Origin of the sequence: Streptomyces alkaliterrae (assembly GCF_007097205.2) — a bacterium.
GTDB classification, from domain to species: Bacteria; Actinomycetota; Actinomycetes; order Streptomycetales; family Streptomycetaceae; genus Streptomyces; species Streptomyces alkaliterrae.
Genome location: NZ_VJYK02000095.1, coordinates 1 through 17880 on the forward strand (window position 1 = coordinate 1; position 17880 = coordinate 17880).

Sequence of the window (17880 nt, forward strand, 5' to 3'; positions counted from 1 at the left end):
AGCCCGCCCCGCCGCCGGCCGGACCGTGGCAGATCACCGTCTGGCAGGACCGCGAGTACTTCGCGGCGATGATGGAACGCAGCGGGCCGGAGGGCGCCGGACTGCGGATGCCGGAAGGCGCCCCCGAGCAGCATCTCCAGCTCACCGGCCAGCAGATCACGATCGGCCGCCGCCGGCAGTCGACCGGCGAGGCGCCGGACGTCGACCTCTCCAGACCCCCGGAGGACCCGGGCGTCTCCCACCAGCACGCGATGTTGGTCCTCCAGCCGGACGGCGGCTGGGCGGTCGTCGACCAGGACTCCACCAACGGCACCACGATCAACGGCGCGGAGGATCCCATCCAGCCGTTCGTCCCGGTGCCGCTCAGGGACGGCGACCGGGTGCACGTCGGCGCCTGGACGACGATCACCGTCCGCCGCGGCTAGGAGCTTTCCGGCGGGCCGTCCGCCGCGGCTAGGTGTCCTCCAGCGGGTCGTCGGCCTCGCCGGCGGGGAGTAGTGGCCAACGGTGCGGGCCGTGCGGGTCGTCCAGCCAGGCCCACTGTCCCTCTGCGGAGGCGGTCACCCCGAAACGGGAGCGGCCCGGTCGGCGCGCCTGCCGCCACACCTCGTACGCCTCGACCGCCGTCAGCGACTCCGCGCCGAGCGACAGCAGGAAGCGGAAGGAGTCGTCTGCCAGGACGTGCCCGGGGACACCGGCCAGCCGGGGCAGCGGCTCCGGGCGGTAGCCGACGCCCCGCAGCGGCACGAAGTAGGCGGAGGTCGCCAGGAAGCGGCCCTCGCCGCGCCCCGGTTCGTCGATCCGCAGCGCGATCACGCCGGTGGCGAGCGGTGCGATCACCAGCCCCCCGGCCGCGGACTGTTCGAGCCAGCGCGTCGGTACGGTGCTCAACGAGCAAGTGGCGATGATCCGGTCGAACGGCGCCCGCTCGGGACAGCCCTCGTATCCGTCGCCGGTGACGACCGTCGGCGCGTAGCCGGCGTCCGCGAGGTGGCGGCGGGCCGACTCCGTGAGCTGCGGGTCCACGTCGATCGTGGTGACCCGTTCCTCGCCCAACCGGTGGCAGAGCAGTCCGGCGTTCCAGCCGGTGCCGGTGCCGATCTCCAGCACGGTCATGCCGTCCGCCACGTCCAGCGCGTGCAGCATCCGGGCCATCAGCGAGGGCTGGCTGCTGGAGGAGAGCAGTTCCCCGTCGCCCATGCTGACCGCGAGCGGAACGTCCTCGTAGCAGCCGTCCAGCCAGCGCTCGTACCCGTCGGGTTCCGGGTCGTCGCGGCACCGCCGCTCGTGGCCCAGGTAGGTGCCCAGGTAGTAGCAGGGCACGAACAGCTCCCGGGGTACGGCCTCGAACGCGGCCCGCCACGCCGGGTCCGGCAGTGCGCCCTGGGCGACCAGCGATCTGAGCAGCGCGTCCCTACGCATGTCTCCACTGTCCTGCGCCGGGGCCCACGACGCGAGGCCGGCGGGGGCCGCGGGCCCGGCGGGCACCCCTTGCCGGGAGTTATCCACAGGCTTCGCCGGAGTGTTCGGTTCCGGGATAACGTCCGGCACATGGACCAAACCCCCGCGATCATGGCCGAAGGGCTGCGCAAGAGGTACGGCGACGTGACGGCCGTGGACGGCGTCTCCCTCGAAGTCGCCCGAGGCGAGTTCTACGGCATCCTCGGCCCGAACGGAGCCGGCAAGACGACCACGATGGAGATGCTGGAAGGGCTGCGCCGGCCTGACGAGGGCAGCGCGCGGCTGCTCGGCGAGCCGTCCTGGCCGCGTGATCCGCGGCTGCTGCGGCGCATCGGGGTACAGCTCCAGGCGTCGGCGTTCTTCGAGAAGCTGACGGCCCGCGAGCAGATACGGACGTTCGGCGCGCTCTACGGAGTGCCGCCCGAGGCGGCGGACGCCATGCTCGCGAAGGTCGGTCTGACGGAGAAGGCGGGTGTTCGGGACGACCAGCTCTCGGGCGGTCAGGCGCAGCGGCTGTCGATCGCCTGCGCGCTGGTGCACGACCCCGAGCTGGTCTTCCTCGACGAGCCGACCACCGGCCTCGACCCGCAGGCCCGGCGCAACCTGTGGGATCTGCTGCGCACGATCAATGCCGAGGGCCGCACGGTCGTCCTCACCACGCACTACATGGACGAGGCGCAGCAGCTGTGCGACCGCGTGGCGGTGATGGACCACGGCAAGGTGCTGCGCGTGGGAGCGCCGGCCGCACTGATCGAGGAGTTGGGTGTGGAGTCCCTGGAGGACGTCTTCCTCGCCCTGACCGGACGGGAGTACCGCGAATGACCGGGTTTGTCAGCTTGTCCAGGGCCATGGCCCTGGGGCTTCTGAGAGACCGCGCGGCGGTCTTCTTCACGCTGGTCTTCCCGTTGATGTTCCTGCTGCTCTTCGGCGCGCTCTTCAAGGACACCAGCGCCAACGCGGTGAAGGTCGTGCAGGTGGGGAACGTCGCGGTCTTCGACGGGCTGCCGGAGAAGGAGCGCGAGCGGCTGCGGCCGGTCCTGGAGATCGAGCGGACGAGCGGTTCGAAGGCGGCACTGGAACAGGCTCTGGAGAAGGTTCGCAAGGGCGAGGTCGACGGTGTCGTCTACCAGTCCGACGCCGGTTCCGGCGCCCGAACGGACATCGGCGGCCGGGACGCCGGGACCGACGGCCAGGTGGAGCTGCGGGTCTCGGCGGCCGATCCGGCGAAGGCCGGCAGCGTGCGGGGCATCGTCAGTTCGATCGTCCAGGAGGAGAACCTCCGGGCGACGGGCCAGCCGCCCCGCTACACGCTCGGCACCCACCGGGTCGAGGACGAGTCCGTCCAGGCGATCCAGTTCCTCACGCCCGGGCTGCTGGGCTGGGCTGTCGCCATGGGCGCCGTCTTCGGCACCGCGTACAACCTGGTGAGCTGGCGCAAGAAGCGCATCCTGCGGCGACTGTGGCTGGCGCCCATCGGGACCGGTTCGGTGGTCGGCGCCCGCGTCGGGGTGAATCTCGCCCTGGCGCTCGCGCAGACCGCGATATTCCTGGCCGTCGCGACCCTCCCCTACTACGGTCTCCAGCTGACCGGCGACTGGTGGCTGTGTGTGCCGCTGGTCCTCTCGGCGACGCTGGCCTTCATGTCGATCGGCCTGGTGGTCGGCGCGTGGGCGAAGACCGAGGAGGCCGCGAACGGCCTGGCTCAGCTGATCGTGCTCCCGATGGCCTTCCTCTCGGGCTCGTTCTTCCCGCTGGACTCGGCGCCTGAGTGGGTGCAGACCGTCTCCCGCTTCCTGCCGCTTCGGCATCTGGCGGACGCTCTGCAGGGGGTGCTCAGCCGGGGCGAGAGCTGGGGAACGGCGCTGCCGGTGATCGGCGGACTGCTGCTGTTCGGTGCGGTGCTCACCCTGATCGCCCGCTCGATGTTCCGCTGGGACACCGCCTGACCGCGCGGCGACGGGCCCGGTCGGCCGGCCCGCGGTCGGCCGGGCTCCGGGTCGGCTCGTCCGGCCGGTGTCGCGGATCTGCGACCATGGGGGCGTGATGGAGATACCACGCGGAAGCTTGCCGCAGCAGACGTTCTACGAGCAGGCCGGAGGCGAGGAGACCTTCCGGCGGCTGGCCCGGCTGTTCTACCAGGGCGTCGCCGGTGACCCGCTGCTCCGTCCCATGTACCCCGAGGACGATCTCGGCCCGGCGGAGGAACGGCTGGCGCTGTTCCTGATGCAGTACTGGGGAGGACCCCGCACCTACAGCGACCAGCGGGGTCACCCTCGGCTACGAATGCGACACGCCCCGTTCACCGTCGACCAGGCGGCGCACGACGCGTGGCTGCGTCACATGCGTGCCGCCGTCGACGGTCTGGGCCTGGAGCCGGAGCTGGAGCACCAGATGTGGAACTACCTGGTCTACGCGGCCCGCTCGATGATCAACTCCCCTGGCTGATCGGAGCGTTCCGCGCAACGCCGGATCACAGGCAGGTCACGACCGCCCCCGATCGCTCGTGTGAGCGGTTCCGAGTCTGCGAGTATCGAACGGACTTCAGGCTCGGACGGGGGGTGCTGTGGGCACGTTTGTGTTGCTGCGCGCCCGTACGCATCGGTTGCTGATCACGGCGGCGCTGCTCACGGTCCTGCTGGCCACGGCGGTGTTGACGACTCTCACGGCGTTCACCTCGGCCGTCGGCGACGCCGGGCTCGGGCGCAGCCTGGAGAAGGACGTCGCCGACCGGGCGATCGTCTCGGCCCAGGGCACGCTGCGCGCCGACGATCGCGCGAACAGCGACCGCGCCGTGCGGGCCGGGTTGGAGAAGCTGTTCGGCGGATTGCCGGTAGCGGTCGAGAGCAGCGTGCAGTCCGAGCGCTTCACCCTGCCGGACGGCGTGGGCCGCTCCGGTGGCGAGGAACCGGACCTGACGCTCTTCGCCACGTTCGAACGCTCCCGGATGAAGCTTGTCGACGGCTCCTGGCCGGCGGCCCCCGGCTCCGGCAGGGTGCCGGCGCTGCTGTCCGAGCGCGCGGCCGAGCAGTTGGGCCTGTCCGTCGGGGACCGGCTGACGGTGACCGGACGCCAGGGCCTCCAGGAGCCCCAGGTGCGCGTCGAGATCAGCGGCGTCTACCGGCCCGAGGACGGCCGCCATCCCTACTGGCGGCTGGACCCGCTGGGCGGCCGGGGCGCCCAGACCCTCTCGTTCACGACCTACGGGCCGCTTGTCGTCCATCCCGCCGCGTTTGACGCCGCCGTCCCGCCGCAGGACGGCTACTGGCAGGCAGACGCCGACTTCAGTGCCCTGCGCACCACCGAACTGGCCGGGCTGACCGAGCGGGTGAGCGGCGCCGTGGCGGGCTTCGGCGTCGACGGTGTCGAGGTGACAAGCGAGCTGCCGCGGGTCCTCGACTCGCTGGACCGGTCGCTGCTGGTGACCCGGTCGACGCTGCTCATCGCAGCGGTGCAGCTGGCGCTGCTGGCCGGTCTCGCCCTGCTTCTGGTCGCGCGGCTGCTGGCCAGTGAACGGGCCACGGAGACGGCGCTGTTGCGGGCTCGCGGCGGTTCACGGCGTACGCTGGCCCGGCTGGCGGCGGCGGAGGCGCTGCTGCTGGTGTTGCCCGCCGCGCTGCTCGGCCCGCTGCTGGTGCGTCCGGTGGTCGGCTGGTTGACGGGCAGCGGCCCGCTCGCGGAGGCCGGTGTCGAGCTGACACCGGAGCTGGGCGGCTCGGTGTGGCTGACCGCCCTGGCCACCGCGCTCGCGGCGGCCCTGATGATGACCGCGCCCGCGCTGCGTCCGCCCGGCGCCGGCGCTGGTCGGCGTCGCCGCGCGGCCGTGCTGCGCGGCGGCGCGGACCTGGCGCTTGTGGTGCTCGCCGGCGTGGCCTACCTCCAACTGCTGCGCCGCCGCGACGAGGGCGGGGTGCTGGGCGGCGAGCCCGGTGGCGCGCTGGCCGTGGACCCGGTCCTGGTCGCGGCGCCCGCGCTGGCGCTGCTGGCCGGCACGGTGTTGGCGCTGCGGCTGCTGCCGCCGCTGGCCCGGCTCGCCGAACGCCGCGCGGCACGCGGCCGTTCGCTGGTCGGCCCGCTCGCCGGCTGGCAGCTGAGCCGCCGGCCCGCCCGTGGCGCCGCCCCCGCGACGCTGCTGGTGCTGGCCGTCGCCATGGGCGTCTTCTCCCTTGGCCAGAGCGCCAGTTGGGAGCGGTCGCAGCGGGACCAGGCCGACTTCGGCACCGGCGCCGACATCATGGTGACCGGCTGGAACACGCCGGACTTCGGTCAGGGCGGGGTGTTCGACGAGATCGCCGGTGTGCGTCTGGCGGCCCCGGTGGCGCGTAGCGAGTTCTCCGTCCGCGAGGGCCGCACCACCCGCCTGCTGGCGACCGACACCCGCTACACCGACAAGCTGCTGCACATGCGGTCCGACCTCGCCGACGGACCGTTCGCGACCCGTCTCACCAATCGCCCGGACGACGCCGGCGGCGTGGAACTGGCCGAGGGCGCGACCCGGATCGGAGCCCGGCTGACGGCCACGGCACCGGGCGGAGGCAAGGTGTCCGGCCCGGTCGAGGACAGCACTCTGACCGCCGTCGTCGAGGACCGGCACGGGCTGCCGTACCGCTTCCGACTGGGCACGCTGACCGCGGACGACCGGACGCACGGCTTCCGGCTGGACCCGCGGCGCGCCGTCGGTGAGGGCTCGTTCGCGGGCCCGCTGCGCCTGGTGCGCCTGGTGGTCGAGGCGCAGGTGCCGTACGACGCCCCTCAGCGGCACCGGCTGAGCATCACCGGTCTGAGCGCCGCGGGCGGCGGTTGGTCCGCCGACCTGGCCACCTCGAACGCCCAGTTCATGCTGGAGGACGTGCCCGGCGGCCGCCCGAAGGCCGACCCGGTCAGCGCCGACGGGGGCGGCCTGACGGTGGAGTGGGTCACCGGCGCCGCCCGGCAACCCGGCCGCTTCTTCAGCGCCCCGGACTCCCACAACACCCTGTCGCTCAGCGCCGAGGGCACGCCGCCCGGGCCGCCGCCGGCGGTCGTCACCGACGCCTATCTGACGGCGAGCGGCGCCAAGGTCGGTGACGAGGTGCGCGTCCAGGTCTCCGGTACGGACGTCACCGTCCGCATCGTCGGCGCGGTCCGGGAGCTGCCGACCGCGCCCGGCGCCGCCGGCTCCGACGGCGGCGCGGTCCTCGTCGACCTGGCCGCGCTGGACCGCGCCCTGGACGCGGCCGGAAGCCGTCCGCTTCCGCTCACCGACTGGTGGGTCGGGGCCCGGGCGGGCGCCACCGAGAAGGTCGCGGAGCGGCTGCGGGCCCGCGCCGACGTGGAGACCGTGCTGGTACGCGAGGAGGTCGCGGCGCAGCTGCGGGCCGATCCGCTGGGCGCCGGCCCTCGTGCGGCGCTGGGCGCCACCGCCGTGGCCGCCGCGCTGCTGGCGTCCACCGGCTTCGCAGTGAGCGTCGCCGGCTCGGTGCGGGAGCGTGCGCGGGAGTTCGCCGTTCTGCGGGCTCTCGGGACGTCCCGGCGGCAGCTAGCCCGCGTGGTGGCGACCGAGCACGCCGTCCTGGTCGCGCTGTCGCTGGTCGTGGGAACCGCGTTGGGTGTGCTGCTGCTGCGGCTGGTGCTGCCGCTGGTCGTGCTGACGTCCGACGCAACCCGCCCGGTGCCCGCGCTGCTGGTCGAGGTGCCGCTGGGCCCGCTGGGGCTGCTGCTGGCGGCGGTGGCCGTGGTGCCGCTGCTCTCGGTGGCGTTGATCGCGATGCGCCGGGGTGACGCGGCCGGCGCGCTGCGGGAGCAGGGGGAGCACTGATGGCACAGCCGCGGGAACTGCTCGGCTGGGTGCGGGTGCGGCTCTCCGCCGCCCGCGCGACCGCTGTGGCGCTCGCACTCATCGTCGCCGTCACGTCGTTCTGCGCCGTACTCGTCCCACGGGTCGTCGAGGACCAGCGGGACCGGGCGCTGCGGCACGCCGTCTCCGGCACGACGGTGCTCGAGCGCAGCGTCAGCGGCGAGGCGGTGCCCGAGCAGTACCGCAGCGTGGACGGCGACTTCCTGGCGCCGCGCGCGCTGGACGAGGCGGAGGCGGCCTTCGTACGGCGCATCCGCCCGCCGCTGCGCTTCGACCCGGAGCGCGTCGCCTACGGCGCGCGGAACCACGCGCCCGCCGACGTGGTCAGCGAGGGGCTGCCCCGCCCCACGCCATACCTTGATCCCGAACTGACGCTGTTCGCCCAGCAGGGTGAGATCACCGACTTCGCGGACGTCGTCAGCGGGCGCCCGCCGGGCGGTCGGGTCGCCGGTGGCCGCGAGGACCGGCGGGTGGAGGCCGCGCTCACCGAGGCGACGGCACGCCGGATGAAGGTGTCCGTCGGCGACGTCCTCACGCTGGGCGGCGCACAGGGCGAGGCGCGGGTGACCGTCACCGGCCTCCTGCGGCCCAAGGACCGCTCGCACCCGTACTGGACCAACAACCGGCTGCTGACCAAGCCCCGGCTGAAGGTGCTCACGGAACCCGGCTCCGACCCCGCCTATCTCTGGGAGTTCGGCGCACTGCTCGACCGGCGGGCGGCGCCCGTACTGCGCGACATCCGGGACGGCGCGGTGCTCTATTGGCACCACCCGATCGACGCCCGGGCGTTGACCGCCGACCAGGTGCCCACCGCTCAGCGGATGTTGACCTCGCTGACCAGCGGCGCGGACGCGACGGGCCTCTCCGAGGAGTCGCCGGTCGGCGACATCCTGGTGAGCAGCGGGCTCGGCCCGGTCCTCACCGCGTTCGAACGGGAACGGGACGCGGTAGCGCCGCTGGTCGCCACCGCGCTGCTGGGCGTCGGCACCGCCGCCCTGATCGTGCTGCTGATGACGGCCGCGCTTGGTGTCGAACGGCGGCGCGACGAGCTGTCCCTGCTCAGGGCCCGAGGCTGCTCGCTGCCCGGCCTGTTCGGCCGGCTGAGCGCGGAGAACGCCGCCGTCACCGTGCCGGCCGCCGCGCTCGGCAGCACACTGGCGCTGCTCGTGGCGCCCGGCGGCGGCTCGGTAGGCGGGGCGGTGCGCGGCGCGCTGCTCGCTCTTGTGGTGGTACTGGTGGCGACGTTCGCCGGGCCGCTTCGCGCGGTCGCCGCGCACCGCACCCACCAGGGCACCGACCGCCGGGACGTCGTCCGAGCCCGGCCCTCCCGCCGCCGCACCGTCATCGAACTCACCCTCCTGGTACTCGTCGGAGTGGCCGTCGCCGCCGTGCGCGGCCAGGGTGTGGAGGCGGGGCCGCTGCTGGCCGCCGCTCCCGTACTGCTGTCCCTGGCCGCGGCGGTCGTACTGCTTCGCGGGTATCCGCTGCCGCTGCGGCTGCTCGGTCGGGCGGCGGCGCGCCGGCGCGGCCCGGTGCTCTTTCTCGGCCTCGCCCGCGCCGGGCGCGCGCCCGCCGGCGCCGGGTTGCCGCTGCTGGCCCTGCTGGTGACGCTGACCGTCGCCGCCTTCGGCGGTTCCGTCCTGACCGGGGTGGCCGACGCGCGCGATCGGGCGGCCCTGGCGGCCGTCGGCGCCGACGCCAGGGTGGCCGACGCGCTCGGCCTGCCCGAGGAGATCAAGGAACGCGTCGACGTCCTGCCGGGCGTCCGGTCCAGTCTGCTGGTGCACGCGGACACCCGGGGGCGCTACGCCGGCCGGGGCAGCGGCGCCTCGCTCTTCGTGGTGATCGCCGACCCCGAGGAGTACGCCGAGTTGGCCCGCCGCACCGGTCTCGGCGCCTTCCCCGCCGACGCGTTGCGGGACGACGGCGGCACGACCCTGCCGGCCGTCGTCTCCCCCGGCGTCGCCCAGCAGCTCGGTGAACGCGGCGGGATCACCGCCTCCGGAGTGCCGCTCGACCTGCGCCCTGTCCACACCATCGACATCACACCCGCCGTGACCTCGGGAGAATTCGCGATCGTCTCGGCCGACGCGGTGAGCCGGCTGCGCGCCAAGCCGCACGAACGGCATCTCCAGGAACCGACGATGCTGCTGGTCACCGCGCGGGACGCCGCCGGTGGCGGCCTGGACGCCGGGGCACTGCGCGCCGCCGCCCGCGAGGTGGACGAGGACAGCGCCGTGACCGTCCGCGCCGAGGAGCGCGAACGCCTCACCGACTCACCGCTCCAGGCCGGCGCCGGCGACGTCTACCTGGCTGCGCTCGCCGCCGCACTCGGCTACAGCGTGCTGGCGCTGCTGCTGTCCCTCGTGCAGACCGCGCCGGAACGAGGCAGGTTGCTGGCCCGGCTGCGTTCCATGGGGCTCAGTCGGCGGCAGGCGCGCGGACTGCTCCTGGTGGAGTCGCTGCCGCAGTACGCCCTGGCGGTCGGTGGCGGCGTGCTCGTCTCCGCCGCCACGGTGGTACTGCTGCGCCCGGGTGTGGACCTCGGTGCGCTGGCCGGCACCACCACGACCGGCCTTCGGGCGGAGCTGCCGCTCAACGCCACGGCGCTGGCGCTGCCCGCGCTCGGCGTCCTGGCGCTGGGCGGTCTCACGCTGCTGATCCAGGCATGGCTGATGGCCGGACGCCGCCGGCCGACCGAACCGAGGACGGTGGACTGATCATGGCCCACACAACCGAGCCGACCGACACGGCGGCACGTGGCGGCACGGTCTCGCTGGCCGACCTGGAGGCGCGGGCCGTCGCCCGCGGTTCCGCGAGCGGCTACGGCGACGACGCGCTGATCGTCTGCGACCGCCTCGTCCGCGTCTACAGCACCGACGGCATCGAGGTGCAGGCGCTCCAGGGCCTCGACCTGCTGGTCGAACGGGGTGAACTGATGGCGCTGGTCGGCGCCTCGGGCAGCGGCAAGTCCACCTTGCTGAACATCCTGACCGGCCTGGACGTGCCCACCGCGGGATCCGCCTCGGTCGCCGGCTGCGACCTGCTGACCATGGACGCCGCGACCCGGCTCCGCTACCGCCGGGAGATCGTCGGCTTCGTCTGGCAGCAGACCGCCCGCAATCTGCTGCCGTTCCTGACCGCCCACCAGAACGTCATGCTGCCCATGCAGTTGCGCGGCGGTGGCGGCCCGGGCGGCCGCCGGGGTCGGAAGGCCAGGGCGGACGAGCTGCTCGGCATCCTGGACCTGGCGCACTGCCGCGACCTCCGGCCCGCCCAGCTCTCCGGCGGCGAACAGCAGCGCACGGCGATCGCCGTGGCCCTGGCCAACAGTCCGGACGTGGTCTTCGCCGACGAACCGACCGGCGAGCTGGACAGCAACACCGCCGAGCAGGTCTTCGCCGCGTTCCGCCGGATCAACGACGAACTCGGTACCACCGTGGTCATCGTGACGCACGACGCGGCGGTGGCCGAGGAGGTGCGCCGCACGGTCGCCATCCGGGACGGCCGTACCGCCTCCGAGGTGCTGCGCCGCACCGAGGTGGACGAGCACGGCCAGGAGTCGGTCGTCGCGCAGGAGTACGCGACGATCGACCGGGCGGGCCGCCTCCAGCTGCCGCGCGACTTCACCGAGCCGCTGGGCATCAAGGAACGTGTGCTGCTGGAGCTGGAGGAGGACCACATCCAGATCCACCCGGACCGCGCCTGACCCCCGCCCTCTCCGGTTCGGCCCCGGCGGAGTGGGCTCAGACCGGGCTCAGACCGGGCTCACCGGCAGCGCGGCCGGGCGTCCCGTGCGCACCGCCACCGAGCCGTAGGACGTGCGCAGCCGAAGCCAGCCGCCCGCCTCCAGCAACGACACCGGCTGCTCGCCGCGGAGGAAGCCCAGCGCGTGCGCGGCGTGTACCGCGCGCAGCGGCAGGCCCGTCCGACCCAGCGGCCGCGACCAGATCTCCTCGGCCAGGGCGTCCAGCCGCCGCCGGTCCCGCTGCCGCTCCGGCAGCGCCTCGGCGCGCTGCCGGAACTCCGCCACCGCCGCCGAGGCGACCGTGCGCACGGCGTCCACCGGCAGCTCTCCCTGCCGCTGCCAACCGCCGCGCGGCGGGAGTACGCCCGCCCACGCCGGGCCGGTGACGGCCGGCGGCACGGACACCGCCTCCCGGTCCTCGTCGACACGTTCCAGCAGCTCACCCGCCGAGACGGTGCTGTCCAGCTCGACGGGTTCGAGCAGCCGGGCCGTGCGCACGACCAGCACGTCGAACCTGGCCGGCCGCGCGAAGACCCCGACGACGCCGTCCGCCGCCTTGATCCGCACCGAGGCGTTCTTCTCCCACCGGATCAGGCGCTGGAGGAAGGCGGCCAGCCCGGCCGCCTCCCCCGGGTCAGCGAACGCCAGTCGACGCACGGTTGTCGAAGCTGTCATCGACGTATGCCTCCAGGAAGGAGCGCTCCTCGGCGCTGAGCCGCCGGGGACGACCGGACTCCAGGTCGTAGGGGACCACAACCGTGCTGGCCCGCACGTAGACTTCCGCGCTGTCCTTGATCTCGTAGCTGACCGTCAGCGAGGCGCGGCCGAGCTTGGACACCCACGTCTCGACCGTGACCGGCTCGTGCCGGTGGACCAGCGGCCGCAGGTAGTCGATCTCGTGCCGCGCCACGACGCTACCCCCGGTGAACGCGTCCGAGGCCGCCTCCCTGGCCAGCCGGAACATCATGTCGATCCGCGCCTCCTCCAGATAGCGCAGGAACACGACGTTGTTGACATGGCCGAAGGCGTCCATGTCCGACCAGCGAAGCGGGCACTCGTACACGTGGCGCATGGGGATCAGCCTCGCGTCAGCTTCTTGTAGGTGGCGCGGTGCGGACGCGCGGCGTCCGGGCCGAGGCGCTGGATCTTGTTCTTCTCGTAGGACTCGAAGTTGCCCTCGAACCAGAACCACTTGCTGTCGCCCTCGTACGCCAGGATGTGCGTGGCGACGCGGTCGAGGAACCACCGGTCGTGGGAGACGACCACCGCGCAGCCGGGGAAGTCCAGCAGCGCGTTCTCCAGCGAGGACAGCGTCTCCACGTCGAGGTCGTTCGTCGGCTCGTCGAGGAGGAGCAGGTTGCCGCCCTGCTTGAGGGTGAGCGCCAGGTTGAGGCGGTTCCGCTCACCGCCGGAGAGAACACCGGCCGGCTTCTGCTGGTCCGGGCCCTTGAAGCCGAAGGCGCTCACGTACGCCCGCGAGGGCATCTCGACCTGGCCGACGTTGATGTAGTCCAGCTCGTCTGAGACGACGGCCCACAGCGTCTTCTTCGGGTCGATGTTGGCCCGCGACTGGTCGACGTAGGAGATCTTGACCGTCTCGCCGACCCGGATGTTGCCGTTGTCCGGCTGCTCCAGGCCCTGGATCATCTTGAACAGCGTGGTCTTGCCGGCGCCGTTCGGGCCGATGACGCCGACGATGCCGTTGCGCGGCAGGGTGAACGACAGGTCGTCGATGAGGACCTTCTCGCCGAACGCCTTGGAGAGGTTCTCCACCTCGACGACCACGTTGCCCAGACGCGGGCCCGGCGGGATCTGGATCTCCTCGAAGTCCAGCTTCCGCATCTTCTCCGCCTCGGCGGCCATCTCCTCGTAACGGGCGAGGCGGGCCTTGGACTTCGCCTGGCGTCCCTTGGCGTTCGAGCGGACCCACTCCAGCTCGTCCTTCAGGCGCTTGGCGCGCTTGGCGTCCTTCTGGCCCTCGACCTTGAGGCGGGACTGCTTGGTCTCCAGGTACTTGGAGTAGTTGCCCTCGTAGCCGTGGGCCCGGCCGCGGTCAAGCTCCAGGATCCACTCGGCCACGTTGTCCAGGAAGTACCGGTCGTGGGTGATGGCCACGACGGTTCCGGCGTACTTGGCCAGGTGCTGCTCCAGCCACTGGACGGACTCGGCGTCCAGGTGGTTGGTGGGCTCGTCGAGCAGCAGCAGGTCAGGGGCCTCCAGCAGCAGCTTGCACAGCGCGACGCGGCGCTTCTCACCGCCGGAGAGGTTGGTGACGGGCCAGTCGCCGGGGGGGCAGCCCAGGGCGTCCATGGCCTGCTCGAGCTGGGCGTCCAGGTCCCACGCGTTGGAGTGGTCGAGCTGCTCCTGGAGCTTGCCCATCTCCTCCATCAGCTCGTCGGTGTACTCGGTCGCCATCTGCTCGGCGATCTCGTTGAACCGGTCGAGCTTGGCCTTGGTGTCGGCCACGCCCTGCTGCACGTTCTCCAGCACCGTCTTGGACTCGTCCAGCGGCGGCTCCTGCAGGAGGATGCCGACCGTGTAGCCCGGGCTGAGGAACGCGTCGCCGTTCGACGGCTGCTCAAGCCCGGCCATGATCTTCAGCACGGTCGACTTTCCCGCGCCGTTGGGCCCGACCACGCCGATCTTCGCACCGGGCAGGAAGCTCAGGGTGACGTCGTCAAGGATCACCTTGTCGCCGTGCGCCTTGCGCGTCTTGCGCATGGTGTAGATGTACTCAGCCAAGGGAAACCGTCCGGCTTTCTGGAAGTGGGCAGATGGAACCATCCTGCCGTACTCGGCGCCGGGGACGGAAACCGGGCGGTGAGCGCCCTGCCCCTCACCCGGCCCCGGCGGACCGCTGTCAGCGGTCGCCGGCCCCGCCCGACGCCCCGGGGCCGCTCTCCTCGCCCGACGCCGGTCCCGGTTCCGGCGTGCTCGCCGGGGACGGCTTGGACCTGCGCACCATCAGCAGCGCCACGGCGCCGACCACAAGCAGACCACCGGCGATCGAGAGCACCAGGGGGACGTTGCCGGAGCTGCCCGTCTCGGCGAGGTTGGGCTCCCCGCCGACACCACCGACGGTGACCGGTCCGGAGTGGACCGTGAGGCCGTCGTCGGCCACCGGCGCGACCGACTTGGTCGCGCAGTCCAGCACTCCGGCGAAGGTCGGCGAGTAGCCGTTGGGGCCGGTCAGCATGATGCGGTACGGCTGGTCCTCGGCGACCGGCACGATCACCCGCTCCAGCCCTCCGGCCGGTACCCGGTACTCCCGCTCACCGAGCGTGAAGGCGTACTCCTCGTCGCCCGCGTTGCTCACCTGGAGGACAACGCCGCCCTCGGCACAACTGTCCACGGCGGTGACGGCGGGCAGCGGGCCGGTGGCGGCCCAGTGCGCGACCACCGTGGCCGTGATCGTCGAGTCGCTGGACCCGGCGAGCACCTGGGCGGCGGTGGACTCTCCCGCCCCGGTGAGGGTCCTGCCCACCGGCACGGTCGCCGCCGCCTGGACGGTCAGCTCGGTCGAGCCGCCCTCGGCGTCCTCGGGCACGTCGAACCAGAACCGGCCGCCGTCGGCCACCGAGCGGATCTCCTCGCCGCGCTCGTCGACCACCCGGACACCCTGCCGTTCGGCGTTCGGAGCCGGGCTGAGGCTCACCGCCTGACCGCTCGTACGCACGGTCACCGGGCCCAGTCGCCCACCGGGCGGGCCCGAGACGGCGACCGGGAGCAGGGCGAGCGAGGCGCGGGGTTCGGCCCTGCGCTCGGCCGCCTTGTACAGGTAGTCGGCGAGCTTCTGCGCGCCCTTGTCGACGGCCTCGACCTGGGCGCCGTCCGAGTAGCGCCAGATCGCCACCTGGGTGCCGGCGGCGGCCGTCTGCGGCGTGAGACGGCCGGTCCCGGCCTTCTTCGCCAGCGCGGTGAGGTCGTTGACCTGAGGGTAGGAGTTCTCCACGATCCAGCGGATCCGGCCCGCGTCGGGGTTTCCGTGCAGCGGGGAGGCCCCCCACGCGGTCTCGCGGTACTGCGCCTGCTCCTGGGTGGGAGTGTGCAGATCGACGCCGTAGGTCTGGAGGCTGCCGCCGCCGTTGACGGACATCTCCGAGAGCCCCGCGCCGGTCTCGACGCGCTCGCCGTCCTCCACCACGATCGCCCGGTCGTAGACTCTCAGGCCCTCAAGGGTGGCCACCACGCCACCGGCGGGACCCGCGGCGGCGCTCTGCGCCGGCGGCACCGGCGCCGCGACCGCCGCCGTGCCGGTCGCCACGGCCAGCCCCGAGGCGACGACAACTCCCCTGACCACGCGCCGGGCGATGGCTGCCCGGCCGCGTATCGCGATCATGCGTATCCCCTCATCAGCCCCACGACACACCGGGATCCGGCCCCGGAGGGTCTGACCGGGGATCGTAGAGAGGGAATGCGGCGTGATCCCCCACTTTTGCGATCACTACGCCTACCGACTCGCAATCGTTATCAGCGAATGCCGCGAAAACGGATCTTCAAGGCGCTGCCCGGGACGAGCTGACACCAGGTCAACAACGCGTTGGGGCCATGCTTTTCACCTCCTCACATCGACGGTGACCGACACCGCGTGAGCGGTGCCCGGCCGGGAGTCCGGCCGGGCACCATCGTGACGTGAGGTCAAGACTTCTGCTCGCACCTGTGGATTACTCGGCGGTTGTGGACAACTCGACCACACGTTCGAGTGATCGGCGCTCGGATCGCCCCACAGCTCTTGCGGCGGCGCTACGGTTGCCTTGACGCAGCGAGTACGTACTGGTCCCGCACCTCCGAGTAGCGCAGCAGCTCGGCCGCCACGGGCTCCAGCACCAACGAGCGTCCGTGGTCGGCCGCCAGGCGCCTCAGCTGCCTCTCGTGCTCCGCGCCGAACGCCTCGGCCGGAGCCCTGGCCGCCAGTCGGCAGCACCAGGCGAGCAGGGGCCCACCCACCGCTCCGACCACCATCAGGGCCACCGCGGGCCACCTGTCCGCGCCCATCCCCCCCACGACCAGCCCGAACAGCAGCCAACAGAGCCCGACCAGCTGGAAGACCATCAGCGCCGCCTGGCCGGCCGCGGCCATCGTCCACCACCTAGGGCGTACCCGCTCCGGCGGCTTGACCGTCGCGACGGCCTTGTCCAGGGCCGCCGGCAGCACCTCACCACCGGCCCGCGCCGCATCCCGCACCGAGCGGGCCCAGTCCCCAGGGAGACCGGATGTCACTTCGTCGACCAGACCGCGAACCGCCTGCTCCACCACCGGTCGCCCGGCGGGCTGCGGCGGCACCGGAACCGCCGGCGCACCAGCCGCCCCGGCCGGGCCCTCCGGAAGCTCCCCGCGCCGGGCGGACAACCGGCGGGCCTGCCATCGGGCCAGCCCCGCCCACGCCGTGCCGCACGCCGCGTCCGCCTGACGCAGCCAGACCCGCTCGGCCGTACGACCGGCAGCAGCCGCACCCACGGCCACCCCGAGCCGCTCCTCGAACTCCTCCCGCGCGGCCACCGTCAGTCCCTCCGGCTGCCGTTCGCCGTCCACGACGAACGCCGGCCGCAGCGCGACCACCACCTGGTCCACATCGGCCGCCAGCCGCCTGGCCGCCGCCTGCCGATGGGCCACCAGTTCCTCCAGGCACTCCCGGAACTCCGGCACGCCTTCCCCGGTAAGCGCGGAAAGCGCCAGCACCTGGGCGCCTGGTTCGCCGTACTCCCCCAGCGCCACGCCGTCCTCGTCCAGCAACCGCCGCAGGTCGTCCAGCAGTTCCTCGGTGGCCTGGGAGGACAGTCGGTCCGTCTGGTTGAGTACCACGTAGGTGACCTCGGCATGGCCGGCCAGCGGTCGCAGATACCGCTCGTGGAGCAGCGCGTCGGCGTACTTCTCCGGGTCGACCACCCAGACCACGGCGTCCACCAGCTTCAACAACCGGTCCACCTGCGCCCGGTGGCCCGGGTCCATGGAGTCCTGGTCGGGCAGGTCGAGCAACACCAACCCGCCCAGGATCCGGTTGTCGCTCGTCCGCCCGTGGGCCCGGCGCCGGGCACGCGGCGGTACCCCGAGTCGTTCCAGCAGCCCCTCGGCACCGCCGTCGCGCTCCGACGCCTCCCAGACACACGCGACGGGAATCGAGGTGGTGGGCCGGCGGACCCCGGTGTCCGAGAGCTGGACGCCCGCGATCGCGTTGAACAGCGAGGACTTGCCGCAGCCGGTGGGCCCGGCGATGGCGACGGTGGTGTGCGCCCGCGACAGCCTGCCCCGGGCGGAGGCCTCCTCCAGGACGCGTACGGCCTCGGCAAGTGTGTCCTGCTCCAGCCGGGTCCGGGAGAGGCCGACCAGTTCCCGGAGGGCCACCAGCCGCGTCCCGAGCCCGCGCTCGCCGCCGCCACCGCCACCACCACTGGCCGCCGCATGACGCGCGGCCGACCGTCCGCCGCCCAACGGCTGCCCGGCGGACGGCTCGGCGGACGGCTCGAGGGGCAGTTCGATCGGCGGTTCAAGAGGCGGTGCGAGGGGCGCTGCGTGGGGCGGTTCCGGTTCCGGTTCCACGGGAACCTGCACTCCGGCGGCCTCCCCGCCAGCCGTTTGCGGTTCGGACAGCACGTTGAACCGGCCGGTGCCGGTGCCGGCCGACGTCCGCAGCTCTCCGTTCGGCGCCGGCGGCGCGGACAGCACCTCCACCGACTCGTCCGCCGCTCCGGGGCCGCCCGCACGGCCCGGCGACGCGACCTCCGGCCAGGCCTCCGGCGGCGGCTGAGAGCTCCGCCGAGCCGGGAGCGGACGTACCCGCCGAGCGATCAGCCCGTCGTCCCAACGGTGCGGTTGACCCACCGCCCGCCCACCATCCCCG

The 17880-nt window shown here is 73.1% G+C and carries 13 protein-coding genes; 7 read left to right on the plus strand and 6 right to left on the minus strand.

The window, feature by feature from the left end:
* Positions 1–425: FHA domain-containing protein (locus FNX44_RS11495; RefSeq protein ID WP_143647952.1), on the plus strand; the 425-nt coding region annotated here is incomplete at its 5' end.
* A 28-nt stretch (positions 426–453) separates the two neighbouring features.
* Here FNX44_RS11495 and FNX44_RS11500 read toward each other — a convergent pair.
* Positions 454–1422 (minus strand): methyltransferase domain-containing protein, encoded by a 969-nt coding sequence (locus FNX44_RS11500; RefSeq protein ID WP_143647953.1) that lies wholly within the window; start codon positions 1420–1422, stop codon positions 454–456.
* Positions 1423–1551: 129 nt separating this feature from the next.
* Here FNX44_RS11500 and FNX44_RS11505 point away from each other — a divergent pair, with 129 nt between their 5' ends.
* From FNX44_RS11505 to FNX44_RS11530, 6 genes are all read left to right on the plus strand, one after another.
* On the plus strand, positions 1552–2283 hold the full coding sequence (locus FNX44_RS11505) for an ABC transporter ATP-binding protein (RefSeq protein ID WP_173019156.1): 732 nt from the start codon (positions 1552–1554) through the stop codon (positions 2281–2283).
* A gap of 26 nt (positions 2284–2309) precedes the next feature.
* Positions 2310–3407 carry an ABC transporter permease gene (locus FNX44_RS11510; RefSeq protein ID WP_228449825.1) on the plus strand — a complete coding sequence of 366 codons (1098 nt, stop codon included), beginning with the start codon at positions 2310–2312 and terminating at the stop codon, positions 3405–3407.
* A 94-nt stretch (positions 3408–3501) separates the two neighbouring features.
* On the plus strand, positions 3502–3906 hold the full coding sequence (locus tag FNX44_RS11515) for a globin (RefSeq protein ID WP_143647955.1): 405 nt from the start codon (positions 3502–3504) through the stop codon (positions 3904–3906).
* A gap of 118 nt (positions 3907–4024) precedes the next feature.
* On the plus strand, positions 4025–7255 hold the full coding sequence (locus FNX44_RS11520) for an FtsX-like permease family protein (RefSeq protein ID WP_143647956.1): 3231 nt from the start codon (positions 4025–4027) through the stop codon (positions 7253–7255).
* A complete protein-coding gene (locus FNX44_RS11525) occupies positions 7255–10014 on the plus strand; it encodes a permease-like cell division protein FtsX (RefSeq protein ID WP_143647957.1) in 2760 nt (919 codons plus the stop codon). The genes FNX44_RS11520 and FNX44_RS11525 overlap by 1 nt, the downstream gene beginning before the upstream one ends.
* 2 nt (positions 10015–10016) lie before the next feature.
* A complete protein-coding gene (locus tag FNX44_RS11530) occupies positions 10017–11003 on the plus strand; it encodes an ATP-binding cassette domain-containing protein (RefSeq protein ID WP_143647958.1) in 987 nt (328 codons plus the stop codon).
* 48 nt (positions 11004–11051) lie between these two features.
* Here FNX44_RS11530 and FNX44_RS11535 read toward each other — a convergent pair whose 3' ends face one another.
* The 5 genes from FNX44_RS11535 to FNX44_RS11555 form a co-directional block, all read right to left on the minus strand.
* On the minus strand, positions 11052–11717 hold the full coding sequence (locus FNX44_RS11535) for a DUF8185 domain-containing protein (RefSeq protein WP_143647959.1): 666 nt from the start codon (positions 11715–11717) through the stop codon (positions 11052–11054).
* A complete protein-coding gene (locus FNX44_RS11540; RefSeq protein WP_143647960.1) occupies positions 11677–12114 on the minus strand; it encodes an acyl-CoA thioesterase in 438 nt (145 codons plus the stop codon). Before FNX44_RS11540 ends, FNX44_RS11535 begins: the two co-directional genes overlap by 41 nt.
* Positions 12115–12119: 5 nt before the next feature.
* Entirely contained in the window at positions 12120–13784 is a 1665-nt protein-coding gene (gene ettA / locus FNX44_RS11545) for an energy-dependent translational throttle protein EttA (RefSeq protein ID WP_143647961.1), read from the minus strand.
* A gap of 118 nt (positions 13785–13902) precedes the next feature.
* Positions 13903–15381, minus strand: coding sequence for a thioester domain-containing protein (locus tag FNX44_RS11550; protein ID WP_143647962.1), 1479 nt, complete (start codon positions 15379–15381; stop codon positions 13903–13905).
* Between the two features lie 404 nt (positions 15382–15785).
* Positions 15786–17861 (minus strand): GTPase, encoded by a 2076-nt coding sequence (locus FNX44_RS11555; RefSeq protein ID WP_438948031.1) that lies wholly within the window; start codon positions 17859–17861, stop codon positions 15786–15788.
* Positions 17862–17880: the final 19 nt, after the last annotated feature.